Raw genomic sequence first — 14,516 nt, 5'->3', positions numbered from 1 at the left:
GGCGCCATGAGCGATTCGTTTCTCTCCCAGGAAGAAGTCGATGCCCTTTTGGAGGGCGTGACCGGCGAGAGCCAGAAATCCACGACCGAGGAGGTCGAGGCGGGCATCATCCGCCAGTACGACATCTCCAGCCAGGAGCGCATCGTGCGCGGGCGCATGCCGACGATGGAGATCGTCAACGAGCGCTTTGCCCGCAACTTCCGCATCGGCCTGTTCAACTTCATCCGCCGCAGCCCCGAGGTGTCGGTGGGCACGGTGTCGGTGCAGCGCTACAGCGCCTTCCTGCGCGAGCTGGTGGTGCCCACCAACTTCAACATCGTCGCCATCCGCCCGCTGCGCGGCAGCGGCCTGGTGGTCTGCGATCCCTCGCTGGTGTTCGGCGTCATCGACACGCTGTACGGCGGCACGGGCCGGCTGCAGACACGCATCGAAGGGCGGGATTTCTCGCACACCGAGCAGCGCGTGATCAACCGCCTGGTCAACGTGATCTGCGAGGAATACAAGAAGGCCTGGCACGGCATCTATCCGCTGGAGCTGGGCTACCAGCGCTCGGAGATGCAGCCGCAGTTCGCCAACATTGCCACCCCCAGCGAAATCGTCGTGTCCACGGCCTTCCAGCTGGAGATCGGCGACATCTCGGGCTCCATCCACATCTGCATGCCCTATGCGACGCTGGAGCCCATCCGTGATGTCCTGTACTCCTCCACGCAGGGCGACTCCATTGAAGTGGACCGCCGCTGGGTCAAGGTGCTCAAGCGCGAAATCCAGGCCGCCGAGGTGACCCTGGTGGCCGAACTGGCGCGCGCCGACGCCACGGTGGAGCAGCTGCTGGCCATGCGCCCCGGCGATTTCATCGAACTCGACCGCGAGCCGCTGATCCGCGCCTCCATCGGCGGCGTTCCGATTTTCGAGTGCCAGTACGGCACTCACAACGACAAGTATGCAATCCGTGTCGAGCACTGCCTGCGCGGTGCCGATGCTGGCTGGATGGGAGAAAACAATGGCAACTGAAGACACGCAAAAGCCCGCTGGCGACGATCCGTTCTCGGGATGGGCAGAGGCATTGGACGAGCAGCGCGAGCGCGACGCCAAGCTGGAGGCGGAACAGGGCGGCCCGCTGACGGGCGAGCCCGTGCGCCCCTACGCCGGTGGCGGCGACGTGCCGGTCAACGACATCAACATGGTGCTGGACATCCCGGTGCAGCTGTCGGTGGAACTGGGCCGCACCAAGGTGCCGATCAAGTACATCCTGCAGCTGGCCCAGGGCTCGGTGGTCGAACTCGACGCACTGGCCGGCGAGCCCATGGACGTGCTGGTCAACGGCTACCTGATCGCCCAGGGCGAGGTGGTGGTGGTCAACGACAAGTTCGGTATCCGCCTGACCGACGTGGTCACGCCGTCCGAGCGCCTGCGCCGGGTCAGCCGTGGCTGAGAGCGCCGGCATGGGCCCGCTGTGGCCGACCCTGCTCACGGTCGTGGCCCTGGTCACGGCCATGGCTGCTCTGCCCTGGCTGCTGCGCCGCTTTCAGCAGCGCACGGCTGCGCTGCGTGGCGCAGCCGGCCTGCAGTCGCGGGTGCTGGGCGCCGTGGGCGTGGGCCCGCAGCAGCGGGTGGTGACGGTGGAAGTGGGCGAGGGCGCGCAGACTGTGCGGCTGGTGCTGGGCGTCACGGCGCAAAGCATCCAGTGCCTGCATGTGCTGCAGGCCCCGGCCCCTGCTGATTTTTCGGCTGCGATGGCGCAAGCGCGCAGCCTGCCTGCGGACGGTGCGAATGTTTGAATATTCCTGCAAGCGCCCGGCGCGCACGCTGAGCCAGGCCGCCGGCGCCGCAGCGCTGGCGCTGTGCTGCGCCACGCCGCTGGCCTCCTGGGCGCAGGGCGCGCCCGCCAGCCTGCCGCTGGTCATCGGCCAGGGCAGCGGTGGCACCAGTTTTTCGGTGCCCATCCAGACCCTGCTGTTCTTCACGGCGCTGTCGTTCCTGCCAGCCATCCTTTTGATGATGACGGGCTTCACCCGCATCGTCATCGTGCTGTCGCTGATGCGCCAGGCGCTGGGCACGCAGTCGGCGCCGCCCAACCAGGTGATCATCGGCCTGTCGCTGTTCCTGACGCTGTTCGTCATGGGACCCACCCTGGACCGCGTGTACCAGGAGGCCTATGTGCCCTACACCACGAATGCCGCGACCTTCGAGCAGGCCATTGAAAAGGCCGAGGCGCCCATGCGCGACTTCATGCTCAAGCAGACGCGCCAGTCGGACTTTGCGCTGTTCGCGCGCCTGGCCAAGCTCGAAGCCGGCGTCACCGCAGAGACCGCGCCGCTGCGCGTGCTGGTGCCGGCCTTCGTGACCAGCGAGCTGAAGACGGCGTTCCAGATCGGCTTCATGATCTTCATCCCCTTCCTGGTCATCGACATGGTCGTGTCCTCGATCCTGATGTCGCTGGGCATGATGATGCTGTCGCCCGTGCTGGTGGCCCTGCCGTTCAAGCTCATGCTCTTCGTGCTGGCCGATGGCTGGAACCTGCTCATCGGATCGCTGGCGGCCAGCTTCGCCGTCTAGTCCCGTTTTATTGGAAATCCTTCCATGACCTCCCAATACGTGCTCACCTTCGGCCGCGAGGCACTGACCTTGCTGCTCATGATCTCCATGCCCGTGCTGGGCGTGGTGCTGGCCGTGGGCCTGGCCGTCAGTGTCTTCCAGGCGGTGACCCAGGTGCATGAGGCCACGCTGGCCTTCGTGCCCAAGCTCATCTCCGCCGTGCTGGTGTTTGCCATTGCCGGTCCGTGGATGCTGAGCACGCTGGTGGATTTCATCCGCCGCACCATAGAGACCATTCCGCAGGCGGTGGGCTGAGCCCTTCGCCGCGCGCAGGAAACGCCGCCGTGATCACCTTCAGCGAAGCCCAACTGGTGGCCTGGCTGTCGCCAGTTCTTTGGCCGTTTCTGCGCGTGCTGGCCATGTTTTCCGTGGCTCCCGTGTTCTCGCAGCGCGTCATTCCCATGCGGCTGAAGATCGGCCTGGCCTTCCTGGTCGCGGTGTGCGCGCAGCCCGTGCTGGGCGATCAGCCCGTGATCGGCATCAACTCGCCGCAGGCGCTGGGGACGCTGATACAGCAGGTCGGCGTGGGACTGGCCGTGGGCTTTGCCGTGCGCCTGGTGTTTGCCGCCGTGGAGGTGGCGGGCGAGGTGGTCGGCCTGCAGATGGGCCTGAACTTCGCCAGCTTCTTCGATCCCACGACCAATGCCCAGCTCAGCGCCGTGGCGCGCTTCATGGTCCAGATTTCCACGCTGCTGTTCATCGTCATCAACGGACACCTGCTGGTGCTGATGGCCGTGCTCAAGAGTTACGAGGCGTTTCCTGTGGACGGCAGCTTCCTGCAGGCCATCAACCAGATGCGGCTGCACGAGATGGGGGCGGCGGTCTTTGCCAGCGCCTTCTGGATCGCCCTGCCCATGGTCGCCATGCTGCTGTTCGTGAACCTGGTGCTGGGCATCATTTCGCGCGTGGCACCGCAGATGAACATCTATGCCGTGGGCTTCCCGGTCACGCTCACCGTGGGCCTGACGGGATTGATGGCCACGCTGCCGCTGCTCGAGCAGCCCCTGGTCGCCTTGCTGCAGCGCGGCATCGCGGTGTTTGGCACCTCAATGTAAGCAGTTGTGAAAAACAACAGATTTTCCGCTCTGCCGGCCGCAAAAGCCTCAGATCAGCTGGTTGTGGATGGCGTAGGCCGTGAGTTCGGCGTTGCTGCTCATCTGCAGTTTTTCCAGCACGCGCGCCCGGTAGACGCTGACGGTCTTGGGGCTGAGCATCAGCTCGGTGGCAATGTCGGTCAGCCGCTGCCCGGCCGCGATCTTGATCAGCGTCTGCAGCTCGCGCTCGGACAGGCTTTCATGCGGCACCTGGGGTGCGGGCTGGGCCAGGCTGTCGGCCAGCATCTGGGCCACTTCGGACGTCAGGTACTTGCGGCCCGTGGCCACCGTGCGCACGGCCTCGATCAGCAGCATCGGATCGCCCGCCTTGTTGGCATATCCCTGGGCGCCCGCCTTGAGGCAGCGCAGCGCGTACTGGTCCTCGGGGTACATGGAGACCATGAGCACCTTGATCAGCGGATGGGTCTCGCGCACGCTGGCCAGGGCCTCCAGGCCGCTGCGGCCGGGCATGTTGATGTCCAGCAGCAGCACGTCGCAGGCGGCGGTGCGCAGCTGCTCACGCAGCTCGGCATAGCTGCCTGCTTCTGCGGTGACGCTGATGTCCACTGCCTCGGCCAGGGTGTCGCGGATGCCCCGGCGCAGCACCGCATGGTCGTCGCACAGCACCACGTGGATCAAAGTCGGCCTCCTGGAAAAAGGGTCACGCCGCCATGGCGTTCAGCATTCATTGCCCGGGATATTAGGGCAAGCGCCGCCATCGTCCAGCGGAATGGAGACGATGACCGAGGTTCCGCGTCCGGCTTGACTGCTGACATCCAGCCAGCCCCGAACGGTGCGCGCGCGCTCGCCCAGACCGCGCAGGCCGAAGGATTCGGGCTTGTCGCGGGCGCCGTCGGCCAGGCCCACGCCGTCGTCCGTCACCTCCAGCGTGAGAAAACCTTCGCGGTCCGAGAGATCGATGTCCACATGGCGCGCCTGGGCATATTTGCCGACGTTGGTCAGCGCCTCCTGGGCCGTGCGGTAGGCCACGACCTGGATGTCGGGCGCGATGTCCATGCTTTCGCGGCTGCTGCGCACACGGGTAGGCACGCCCGTGCGGCGCTCGAAATTCTCGGCCAGCCACTGGACGGCGGCCACCAGTCCCTGGTCCAGCACGGGCGGGCGCAGGTTCATCATGATGCGCTGGCTGGCGCCCAGCGCGTGCTCCAGCATCTCCAGCGCAGCCTGCGCATGCTCGCGCAGCCCGCCCTCGGGCGCATTGCGCGCGATCCAGGCCACGTCGAACTTCACCGAGGTCAGCGAGCCGCCGATGTCATCGTGGATCTCGCGGGCGATGCTGGCGCGCTCGCGCTCGGTGGAGGTCTGCAGGTGCTCGGTCAGGTCGGCCAGGCGCCGCTCGGACGCCGCCAGCTCGGCCGCCGCGCGCCGGCGTGCCAGGCGGGCCTCGTGCACTTCCAGCGCATGCGAGACCACATGGGGCAGGCGCGTGATGTGGTCCTTGAGCAGATAGTCGCTGATGCCCTCGCGCATCACATCCACGGCGGCCGACTCGCCGATGGCGCCGGACAGCAGCACGAAGGGCGGATGCCCGGGCTGGCGGCGAACCAGCTCCCAGGCATCCAGCGCCGTGAAGCCGGGCAGGTGGTAGTCGGCCAGGATGAGGTCGAATGCCTGGTTGTGCAGCGCAGCTGCGGCATCATCGAGCGTGTCGACCACGACAATCTCGCAGACCAGCCCGCCGCGCAGCAGGCTCAGCCGCGCCAGCGCCTGGTCGGCGGCGGAATCCTCGATGTGCAGTATGCGCAAGGGCTTGTGCGGTGGTCTGGCATCCCCGGGGGCGCTATCATGAGATACATTTTGGAACATAAATGCAAATGGTCGTGTACACCAAGGGATGCGCGGCATTCCCGTGAACGATTGACAAGGGTTGGCCGTGCTGCAAGGCACGGCGCACGTTGGGCTGAAACGCTGGTGGTGGAGTAACAATGCAGTCAATGCACAAGCCTTCGGGCGAGCCTGCCGTCCCCATGCCCGTCATGGTGGCCGCAGACCTGCAGGATGCCTTGCTGGTGGCGATGCGCGATCTGCAGCGCCTGGAAGGCCTTCTCAATCACGCAACGCAGAACCTGCTGGACCGTTTCGACGAGACCCACGGCCAGCTGGCCGGCGAGGCGCTAGCCGCCTTGCCCCAGCTCGATGCCGCCCGGTCCACGTTGAGGCTGGCGGTGACCGAGTTGCAGTTTCACGACATGTCCTCCCAACTGATCGCCCATATTACGAAGATTTTGCAAGGCTGCGCGTTCCAGTTGGCCGCAGCCACCATGGGTGTGGACGAGGGAGAGGACGATTCCCTGGGCCTGCCGGCGATACCCGACCGGCCCAATCCCGTCACGCAAAGCGAGATGGATGCCGGCTCGGTCGAACTGTTCTGACCGCTGACCATGCACCCATCCACCTTTTATTGCCCGTCTGTTGGAGCTATACATGCGATCGATTCTGGCTGTTGATGATTCCCCCTCGATGCGAAAGATGGTGGCGTTCACCCTCGCAGGAGCGGGATTTCGCGTCGTGGAGGCCGTGGACGGCGTGGATGCGCTCGAAAAGGCCCAGCTCGAACAAGTCGATCTGGTGCTGGCCGACCAGAACATGCCGCGCCTCGATGGCATCGGCCTGACGCGCAAGCTGCGCGAAAACCCGAAGTTCCAGAACACGCCCATTCTCATTCTCACCACCGAATCCAGCGACCAGATGAAGCAGGCCGGACGCGCTGCGGGCGCCACGGGCTGGCTGGTCAAGCCCTTCGATCCGAACCGTTTGATCGAAGTCATTCAGAAAGTAATGCGTTGAGCCGATAAGTACGGGCAACAGGAAACAGCAGGACCAAAGATGGCGGATCTACACCAGGATGGGGCAGGAGCGGGCGCAGACTTCGACCTGAGCCAGTTCTATCAAATCTTCTTCGAAGAAGCGGCCGAGAACCTCGACCAGATGGAGCAGATGCTGCTGAATCTGGATCTGTCGGCGGCCAACGACGAGGAGCTCAACGGCATTTTCCGTTGCGCGCACTCGATCAAGGGCGGGGCGGCCACCTTCGGCTTTGCCGACGTGACCGAGCTGACGCACCGCATGGAGTCGCTGCTCGACCGGCTGCGCCGGCACGAGATCACACCGATTCCTGAAATGGTCGACGTGCTGCTGGAGTCGGCCGATGCCAGCCGCAGCCTGCTGGCACGCCACCAGGCCGGCAACGAGGGCGAGGCCCTGTCCACCACGGATCTGGTGGCGCGCATCGAGATGCTGGCAGAAGGCCGCAGTGCCGTGCCTGCAACAGCCGCCCCGGCCGCTGCACCGGCACCGGCGCCTGCTCCCGTGGCAGCGCCGGTCGAGGCGCCCGCGCCTGCCGCGCCCGTATCGGGCGGCGCCGTCGGAACGGCACCCGCCAGTGGCGGCCGTTCGCTGCACATCCTGATCGGTCCGCTGGAGCGTCTGGAGATGGCCGAGGCCATCAAGGAACTGTTCCGCGACATTCCCGGCCTGGGCCGCATCGAGGACCTGGCCTGCGATCAGCCGCAAAGCCGCCTCTTTGCCGTGCAGACCTCGTCCACCGACGACGACCTGCTCGATCTGTTCGCCTTCCACGTGGCCAAGGAGCAGGTTCGCATCACGGCAGCCGATGAGGCGGCCGGGGCCGCTCCTGCAACCGAAGCGGTGCAGGTGGCCGAAGCCCCCGTCGCCGAAGAGCATGCCGCGCACGATCCCGACGCCGCCCTGGCCTCGGTCGCCATTCCGCCCGCCGAAGAGGCCTACGGCTTCTTCAACGGTGCACCCGGCATGCCCCAGGCCGACGGCGCGCTGGCCATCCAGCCGGCCGGTGCCGCGGCCAAGCCCGCTGCCAAGACGGCTGCCCAGGCGCAGCAGGCGCAGATGGAGTCGACCAGCATCCGTGTGTCGGTGGCCAAGGTCGATCAGCTCATCAACCTGGTGGGCGAGCTGGTCATCACCCAGGCCATGCTGGCGCAAAACAGCCACGGGCTGGATGCATCGGCCTACCAGCAACTGCTGGCGGGCCTGGCCGATCTGGACCGCAATACGCGCGACCTGCAGGAATCGGTGATGTCCATCCGCATGATTCCCATGTCCACCGTGTTCAGCCGCTTCCCGCGCATGCTGCGCGACCTGGCCGGCAAGCTGGGCAAGAAGATCGACCTGATCACTCTGGGCGAAGCCACCGAACTGGACAAGGGCCTGGTCGAGAAGATCACCGACCCGCTGACCCATCTGGTGCGCAACAGCGTGGACCACGGCATCGAAATGCCCGAGGAGCGCCTGGCCGCTGGCAAGTCCGAGCATGGCACGCTGACGCTGGCAGCCTCCCATCAGGGTGGCTCCATCGTCATCGAGGTGCGCGACGACGGCCGCGGCATGAACCGCGAGAAGATTCTCAAGAAGGCCCGCGAGCGCGGCATGGATGTCTCGGACAGCATGCCCGATCAGGATGTCTGGCAGCTGATCTTCGCGCCGGGCTTCTCCACGGCCGATGTGGTGACCGACGTGTCCGGGCGCGGCGTGGGCATGGACGTGGTCAAGCGCAACATCGCGGCGCTGGGCGGCTCGGTGGAGATCGAGTCCAACCAGGGCAAGGGCATGCGCGTGGCCGTTCGCCTGCCGCTGACCCTGGCCATCATGGACGGCATGTCGGTGGGCGTCAGCGACGAGGTCTACATCCTGCCGCTGTCCTCGGTGGTCGAGTCCTTCCTGGTCAAGGAAGAGGACGTCAACACCGTGGCCAACGGCACGCAACTGGTCAAGGTGCGCGACGAGTACATGCCCGTGTTCGCGCTGGAAAAGACCTTCCGTGTGCCGCGCAGCGACACCAGCCAGTCCAGCAACATCATGGTGGTGGTCGAGTCCGACGGCAGCCGCGTGGCCCTGCTGGTCGACGAGCTGCTGGGCCAGCACCAGGTGGTGGTCAAGAACCTGGAATCGAACTATCGCAAGGTGCCCAACGTTTCGGGCGCCACCATCCTGGGCGATGGCACGGTGGCGCTGATTCTGGACACGGGTGCGCTGGTGCGCCGCGCGCGCCACTGAATAGGACAGGGATACCTGACGACAAACGACGGAGCCGCAGGCAGAGCCTGCGCGCCGCCAAAAACCATGGCTTTCGCCACCACGGCGCGGGCCCGACAGTTGAGGAGCTGAGCAATGAGCGTGATCGCTAAGACTGCAGGCGTCGCCACCGGCGCGCGCGAGTACCTGACCTTCCGCCTGGACCAGGAGGAATATGGCATCGACATTCTGAAGGTGCAGGAAATCCGCGGCTACGAGCCGCCCACGCGCATCGCCAATGCGCCGGAGTTCATCAAGGGCGTGGTGAATCTGCGCGGCACCATCGTGCCCATCGTGGACATGCGCCTGAAGTTCAACTGCTCCCAGGTCGAATACAACAGCTTCACCGTCGTCATCATCCTGAACCTGCGCAACCGCGTGGTGGGCATCGTGGTGGACTCGGTCAGCGACGTGATGGAGCTGGCTCCCGAAGCCGTGCGCCCCGCGCCGGACATCGAAAGCGCCATCGACAGCGGCTGCATCCTGGGCCTGGGTTCGGTGGGCGAGCGCATGCTCATCCTGCTGGACATCGAAAAGCTCATGAACAACGTGGACATGGGCCTGGTCGCTTCGGCCGACTGAGACCCGTTCTTGCACTGAGCGCCCTCATGCGATCCGGTTCTTCCAATGCGGCACTGGCCGCGCGCCCCGTCGCCGACGACGGGGCAGCCAACGGGCCCCTGGCCCAGGGGCGCGAATTCGAATGGTCGTCGCGGGACTTCGCCCGCGTGCAGGCGCTGATCTACCAGCGTGCCGGCATCAGCCTGCACGATGGCAAGCACGCCATGGTCTACAGCCGCCTGTCGCGGCGCCTGCGCGAGACGGGCTACGACAGCTTTGCCACCTACCTGGACTGGCTGGAGTCCCAGTCCGATGGCGTGGAGTGGCAGGAGTTCGTGAACGCGCTGACCACCAATCTCACCGCGTTCTTTCGCGAGCAGCACCATTTCGAGATCTTTGCCCAGCATCTGCGCAGCAAGCCGGCCGGCACGGCCTGGAAGGTCTGGTGCAACGCGGCCTCGACCGGGGAAGAGCCTTACTCCATCGTCATGACGGCCCTGGAAGTGCTGGGCGCCACGCCCAGCTTCCAGTTGCAGGCCAGCGACATCGACTCGCGTGTGCTGGACACGGCGTCGGCCGGTGTCTATCGCGCCGAAAGCATCAAGGGCATGAGCGCCGAGCGCCTGCACCGCTTCTTCCTGCGGGGCAAGGCCGGCAATGCGGGCCTGGTGCGCGTCAAGCCCGAGCTGCGCCGCCTGGTGGAGTTTCTCAACGTCAATCTGATCCGTGACGATTGGCCGTTCCGCGATCCCTTCGACGTGGTCTTCTGCCGCAACGTGATGATCTACTTCGATGCGGCCACGCAGCGCCGCGTGCTGGAGCGCATCCACCGCGTCATGAAGCCCGGGGGCCTGCTGTTCGTCGGACATGCCGAGAACTTCAGCGACTCGCGCGATCTGTTCACGCTCAAGGGGAAGACGGTCTATGAGCGCCGCTGACGCAGGTCCTGCCGCACACAAGGGGGTCTTCCCATGATCGGAGACCGCTCCGCCTTCGCACCGCCCCCGCCGCCTTCGGAGCGCCGCCGCACGCCGCGCATCAACAGCTATACCGCTGCGGACTACCCGGCGCCGGGCGACCCGGTGCCGCGCTCCTCGCTGGAGCAGCTCAAGCGCCAGCAGCGCTACCCCGGCGAGGCGTCGTTCTTCTACTACGACCCGCATTTCCAGCACAACGCCGTCAAGGTGCTGCCGGGCGAATACTTCGTCTCCAACGAGGACGTGATCCTGGTCACCGTGCTGGGCTCGTGCATCTCGGCCTGCATCTGGGACCGCACCATGCGCGTGGGCGGCATGAACCATTTCATGCTGCCCGACGGCGACTCCGCCGATGCGTCGGGCCGCTACGGCTCGTACGCCATGGAATTGCTGATCAACGAAATGCTCAAGCTCGGCGCACGGCGCGAGTCTTTGCAGGCCAAGATCTTCGGCGGCGGCCAGGTGATGCACAACTTCACCACCATGAACGTGGGCGAACGCAATACCGCCTTCGTCACGCAGTACCTGCAGACCGAACGCATCCCCATCGTCTCGGAGGATGTGCTGGACATCTACCCGCGCAAGGTGGTGTTCTTCCCCGCCAGCGGCAAGGCCATGGTCAAGCGCCTGGCACATGCCCATCCGGAGGAGCTGGTACAGCAGGAATTCACGCGCGGCAATGCAGCCGTCGTGGCACGCAATACGGCAGGCGGCTCGGTCGACCTGTTTTGAGGAAGGTTCAAAGGAATGGACAGGAAAATCAGGGTGATCGTGGTGGACGACTCTGCGCTGGTGCGCAGTCTGCTGTCCGAGATCATCAATCGCCAGCACGACATGGAATGCATCGGCTCGGCCAACGATCCGCTGATCGCACGCGAGATGATCCGCGAGATGAATCCCGACGTGATCACGCTCGATGTGGAAATGCCCCGCATGGATGGCATCGACTTCCTGGGCCGGCTCATGCGGCTGCGCCCCATGCCGGTGGTCATGATCTCCACGCTGACCGAGCGCGGCGCCGAGGTCACCATGCGCGCGCTGGAGCTGGGCGCCATCGACTTCGTGGCCAAGCCGCGCGTGGGCGTGTCCAACGGCCTGCAGGAGCTGGCCGCGCAGATCGTTGACAAGATCCGCGTTGCTGCCGTGGCCCAGGTCCGGCGCCTGCCGGTCGCTCCGCGCAGTGCGGCTCCCGCCACCGGCAGCGCGGTGGCGCCGGTCTCCGCCTCGGCTGGCATGAGCGCGCCGCGCCAGGCTGCACCGGCGTCGCTGCTGGGGCGGCTGTCCACGGAAAAACTGATTGCCATCGGTGCCTCCACCGGCGGCACCGAGGCCATCCGTGAAGTGCTCACCCATCTGCCGGCCGACTGCCCGGCCATCGTCATCACTCAGCACATGCCGCCGGGCTTCACCACCAGCTTCGCGGCCCGGCTCAACAGCCTGTGCCAGATGACCGTGAAGGAAGCACAGCAGGGCGAGCGGCTGCTGCCCGGCCACGCCTACATCGCACCGGGCGGCAAGCATTTCTCCGTGCAGCGCAGCGGTGCCAACTATGTCGCCGTGGTGGATGACAGCCCGCCCGTGAATCGCCACAAGCCTTCGGTCGAGGTGCTTTTCAAGTCGGTGGCGGCCTGTGCGGGCCGCAACGCCTACGGCATCATGCTCACCGGCATGGGTGCCGATGGCGCGGTCGCCATGCGTGAAATGCGCGATGCGGGCAGCTACAACTTCGTGCAGGACGAAGCCAGCTGCATCGTCTTCGGCATGCCGCGCGAGGCCATCGCCCATGGTGCGGCCGACGAGGTGCTGCCCCTCAACCAGATCGCCTCCGCCTTGCTGGGCAAGCTGCGCATAGGTTCGGACCAGGTTCACCACCGCATTTGAGTGCAACGGCCGGTCCTGGCGGCACCCATGAAAAAAGAGCGCCATGCGCTCTTTTTTTTCGTCCGAAGAAAGCTCACTCCGACAGTGCGCTCCAGCGCTCCAGCGCCTCCATCAGCTGCTCATCGATCTCGCCATCGCGCTGATGCAACTGAACGGCGCGGGAATTGTCGCTGGCATACAGCGAACCATCGGCCAAGGCTTCCCGAATGGACTTCTGCTCTGCCTCCAGCGCTGCAATGCTTTCGGGCAACTGATCGAGCTCACGCTGCTCCTTGTAGCTGAGCTTGCGCTTGGGCTTGCCGTCGCTGCGTGCCGCAACGGGCTTGGCCTCTTCCTTGGATGGCTTGGGCTGCGCGGCCTCGGCCAGATCGCGGCTGCGGCGGGACTGATCCAGCCAGTCCTGCACGCCGCCTTCATATTCGCGCCATTGGCCCGGGCCTTCCCAGGCGATGGTGCTGGTGACCACGTTGTCCAGGAAACTGCGGTCATGGCTGACCAGAAAAACGGTGCCGTCGTAGTTCTGCAGCAGGTCTTCCAGCATTTCCAGCGTCTCGATATCGAGATCGTTGGTCGGCTCGTCCAGCACCAGCACATTCGCGGGCCGGGCAAACAGCCGGGCCAGCAGCAGGCGGTTGCGCTCCCCGCCAGACAGCGAGCGAACGGGGGAATGGGCGCGCGCCGGGGAGAACAGGAAATCCGACAGATAGCTCTTCACGTGCTTCTTCTGGCTGCCGATCTCGATCCACTCGCTGCCGGGGCTGATGAAGTCCTCCAGCGTGGCATCCATGTCGATCTGGTGACGCATCTGGTCGAAGTACGCCACCTGCAGATTCGCCCCCAGCCTCACCTGGCCGCTGTCAGGTGCCAGTTCGCCCAGAATCATCTTGAGCAGCGTCGTCTTGCCTGCGCCGTTGGGTCCGATCAGGCCCACCTTGTCTCCGCGCAAAATGGTGGCGGTGAAGTGGGAGACGATGTTCTTGTCGCCAAAGGACTTGGCCACATCCGTCAGCTCGGCCACGATCTTGCCCTGGTAGCCGTCGCCTCGGCCCGACGCAATGTCCATCTTCACGCCACCCAGCACCTCGCGGCGGGCAGCGCGGTTGGCCCGCAACTGCTCAAGCCGGCCGATGCGGCTCTGGCTGCGCGTGCGGCGGGCTTCCACGCCCTTGCGGATCCAGACCTCTTCCTGGGCCAGCAGCTTGTCGGCCTTGGCATTGATCACGGCCTCCTGGGCCAGCTGATCCTCCTTGGTCTGCTGGTACTGGACGAAATTGCCGGGATACGAGCGCAGCGTTCCACGATCCAGCTCCACGATGCGCGTGGAAACCCGGTCCAGGAAGGATCGATCGTGCGTAATGGTCACTACGCTGCCCTTGAAGTTCAGTAGCAACTCTTCCAGCCACTCGATGGCGTCAAGATCCAGGTGGTTGGTCGGCTCATCCAGCAGCAGTACATCGGGTCTCGCCACCAGGGCCTGGGCCAGTGCCACGCGCTTCTTCATCCCGCCGGACAGGGTGCCCACCACGGCTTCGGGATCGAGGTGCAGCCGCTGCAGAGTCTCCTCCACGCGCTGCTCCCAGTTCCAGGCGTCATAGGCCTCGATCTGGGACTGCAGCGCATCGAGATCCTCGCCCTCGGCGCCAGCCAGGTAGCGGTCGCGCACGGCAATCACCTCGGCTATGCCGGCGGATGCCGACTCGAAGATTGTCTGCTCGGGCACAAGCACCGGCTCCTGCGCCACATAAGTAATGCGGATACCGGACTGCGTCTGGACCTGGCCGTCATCGGCCTTGGCCAGTCCGCCAAGAATCTTCAACAAAGAGGACTTCCCTGCGCCGTTGCGACCGATCAGGCCCACACGTTCGCCGCTCTCCAGGGAAAACTGGGCGTGGTCGAGAAGCGCCACATGCCCGAACGCCAGTTGGGCGTCTAACAAAGTAATCAATGCCATCGTGCGCGCATTATCTATGCGGGCCCGATTCCTGGCACAGGCGGCAAGGCCTCACGCCCGTAGCCTGCCCGCTAGGGCAGGCTACGGGCCGATGGCGAAGGGCGTGGTCTCGGTTGCTTTGGCAACTTGAAGGGAAGTTCACGAATTTCACGCCATCGGTAAAAACCCATGCTATAGTTCGATCCCTCGTCGCCACACTGCCTTGCAGACAGCGATGAGTCAGAAAAGTCTTGTAGACAGCGCGAAAAAACGTGCTACAATGCAAGGCTCTGCTGAAGAGAGCGATGCAGATCGCTGGTGTTGAAAAAATCGAAGAAATTTGATTGCAACGACGCTAAAAACTGTGCTAGAATTCAAGGCTTCGCTGATCGCAGCAAGTCAGAAGCA

The 14,516-nt window shown here is 65.1% G+C and carries 16 protein-coding genes; 13 read left to right on the top strand and 3 right to left on the bottom strand.

All coding sequences use genetic code 11. The features are described 5' to 3' along the window. The first annotated feature begins 6 nt into the window (after positions 1–6). The 6 genes from fliM to fliR are packed head-to-tail and all read left to right on the top strand — an operon-like array spanning position 7 to position 3,650. Positions 7–1,011: a flagellar motor switch protein FliM gene (gene fliM / locus ACF8LI_RS25655; protein WP_016449325.1), complete on the top strand. Its 1,005-nt coding sequence runs from the start codon at positions 7–9 to the stop codon at positions 1,009–1,011. Beyond that, entirely contained in the window at positions 1,001–1,432 is a 432-nt protein-coding gene (gene fliN, locus ACF8LI_RS25650) for a flagellar motor switch protein FliN (protein ID WP_016449326.1), read from the top strand. The genes fliM and fliN overlap by 11 nt, the downstream gene beginning before the upstream one ends. A 10-nt stretch (positions 1,433–1,442) precedes the next feature. Further along, on the top strand, positions 1,443–1,778 hold the full coding sequence (locus ACF8LI_RS25645; protein WP_012202579.1) for a flagellar biosynthetic protein FliO: 336 nt from the start codon (positions 1,443–1,445) through the stop codon (positions 1,776–1,778). Further along, the gene (gene fliP, locus ACF8LI_RS25640; protein WP_392414507.1) at positions 1,771–2,556 is read left to right on the top strand and encodes a flagellar type III secretion system pore protein FliP; all 786 of its coding nucleotides are present in this window, start codon (positions 1,771–1,773) and stop codon (positions 2,554–2,556) included. Before ACF8LI_RS25645 ends, fliP begins: the two co-directional genes overlap by 8 nt. Before the next feature lie 24 nt (positions 2,557–2,580). Next, a complete protein-coding gene (gene fliQ / locus ACF8LI_RS25635; RefSeq protein ID WP_012202581.1) occupies positions 2,581–2,850 on the top strand; it encodes a flagellar biosynthesis protein FliQ in 270 nt (89 codons plus the stop codon). Between the two features lie 29 nt (positions 2,851–2,879). Next, complete coding sequence (fliR, locus tag ACF8LI_RS25630; RefSeq protein ID WP_012202582.1) at positions 2,880–3,650, top strand: flagellar biosynthetic protein FliR; 771 nt, start codon at positions 2,880–2,882, stop codon at positions 3,648–3,650. A gap of 48 nt (positions 3,651–3,698) precedes the next feature. Here fliR and ACF8LI_RS25625 read toward each other — a convergent pair whose 3' ends face one another. Together ACF8LI_RS25625 and ACF8LI_RS25620 are read right to left on the bottom strand one after the other, a co-directional pair. Then, positions 3,699–4,328 carry a response regulator transcription factor gene (locus ACF8LI_RS25625; RefSeq protein ID WP_016449328.1) on the bottom strand — a complete coding sequence of 210 codons (630 nt, stop codon included), beginning with the start codon at positions 4,326–4,328 and terminating at the stop codon, positions 3,699–3,701. Between the two features lie 39 nt (positions 4,329–4,367). After that, positions 4,368–5,516, bottom strand: a complete 1,149-nt coding sequence (locus tag ACF8LI_RS25620) for a response regulator (protein ID WP_312840966.1) — start codon at positions 5,514–5,516, stop codon at positions 4,368–4,370. 119 nt (positions 5,517–5,635) lie between these two features. Between ACF8LI_RS25620 and ACF8LI_RS25615 the strand changes: the two genes are divergently transcribed. The 7 genes from ACF8LI_RS25615 to ACF8LI_RS25585 all read left to right on the top strand — a co-directional run bounded on the left by ACF8LI_RS25615 (position 5,636) and on the right by ACF8LI_RS25585 (position 12,178). Further along, on the top strand, positions 5,636–6,082 hold the full coding sequence (locus ACF8LI_RS25615; RefSeq protein WP_016449330.1) for a hypothetical protein: 447 nt from the start codon (positions 5,636–5,638) through the stop codon (positions 6,080–6,082). 52 nt (positions 6,083–6,134) lie between these two features. After that, a complete protein-coding gene (locus tag ACF8LI_RS25610) occupies positions 6,135–6,497 on the top strand; it encodes a response regulator (protein ID WP_016449331.1) in 363 nt (120 codons plus the stop codon). 39 nt (positions 6,498–6,536) lie between these two features. Next, complete coding sequence (locus ACF8LI_RS25605; protein WP_047327038.1) at positions 6,537–8,741, top strand: chemotaxis protein CheW; 2,205 nt, start codon at positions 6,537–6,539, stop codon at positions 8,739–8,741. A gap of 114 nt (positions 8,742–8,855) precedes the next feature. Further along, positions 8,856–9,341: a chemotaxis protein CheW gene (locus ACF8LI_RS25600; RefSeq protein ID WP_016449333.1), complete on the top strand. Its 486-nt coding sequence runs from the start codon at positions 8,856–8,858 to the stop codon at positions 9,339–9,341. 26 nt (positions 9,342–9,367) lie between these two features. After that, positions 9,368–10,258, top strand: coding sequence for a CheR family methyltransferase (locus ACF8LI_RS25595; protein WP_016449334.1), 891 nt, complete (start codon positions 9,368–9,370; stop codon positions 10,256–10,258). A gap of 33 nt (positions 10,259–10,291) precedes the next feature. Beyond that, positions 10,292–11,029: a chemoreceptor glutamine deamidase CheD gene (gene cheD, locus ACF8LI_RS25590; RefSeq protein WP_016449335.1), complete on the top strand. Its 738-nt coding sequence runs from the start codon at positions 10,292–10,294 to the stop codon at positions 11,027–11,029. A 15-nt stretch (positions 11,030–11,044) separates the two neighbouring features. Next, the gene (locus tag ACF8LI_RS25585) at positions 11,045–12,178 is read left to right on the top strand and encodes a chemotaxis response regulator protein-glutamate methylesterase (protein WP_034366524.1); all 1,134 of its coding nucleotides are present in this window, start codon (positions 11,045–11,047) and stop codon (positions 12,176–12,178) included. Positions 12,179–12,251: 73 nt separating this feature from the next. On the opposite strand, the gene ACF8LI_RS25580 is transcribed toward ACF8LI_RS25585, so the two are convergent. Further along, positions 12,252–14,129, bottom strand: coding sequence for an ATP-binding cassette domain-containing protein (locus ACF8LI_RS25580; protein WP_016449337.1), 1,878 nt, complete (start codon positions 14,127–14,129; stop codon positions 12,252–12,254). Positions 14,130–14,516: the final 387 nt, after the last annotated feature.

This window comes from Delftia sp. WSY_12 (assembly GCF_043104645.1).
Classification (GTDB): Bacteria; Pseudomonadota; Gammaproteobacteria; order Burkholderiales; family Burkholderiaceae_C; genus Comamonas; species Comamonas tsuruhatensis.
This window is presented reverse-complemented; position numbering and strand designations above follow the sequence as displayed.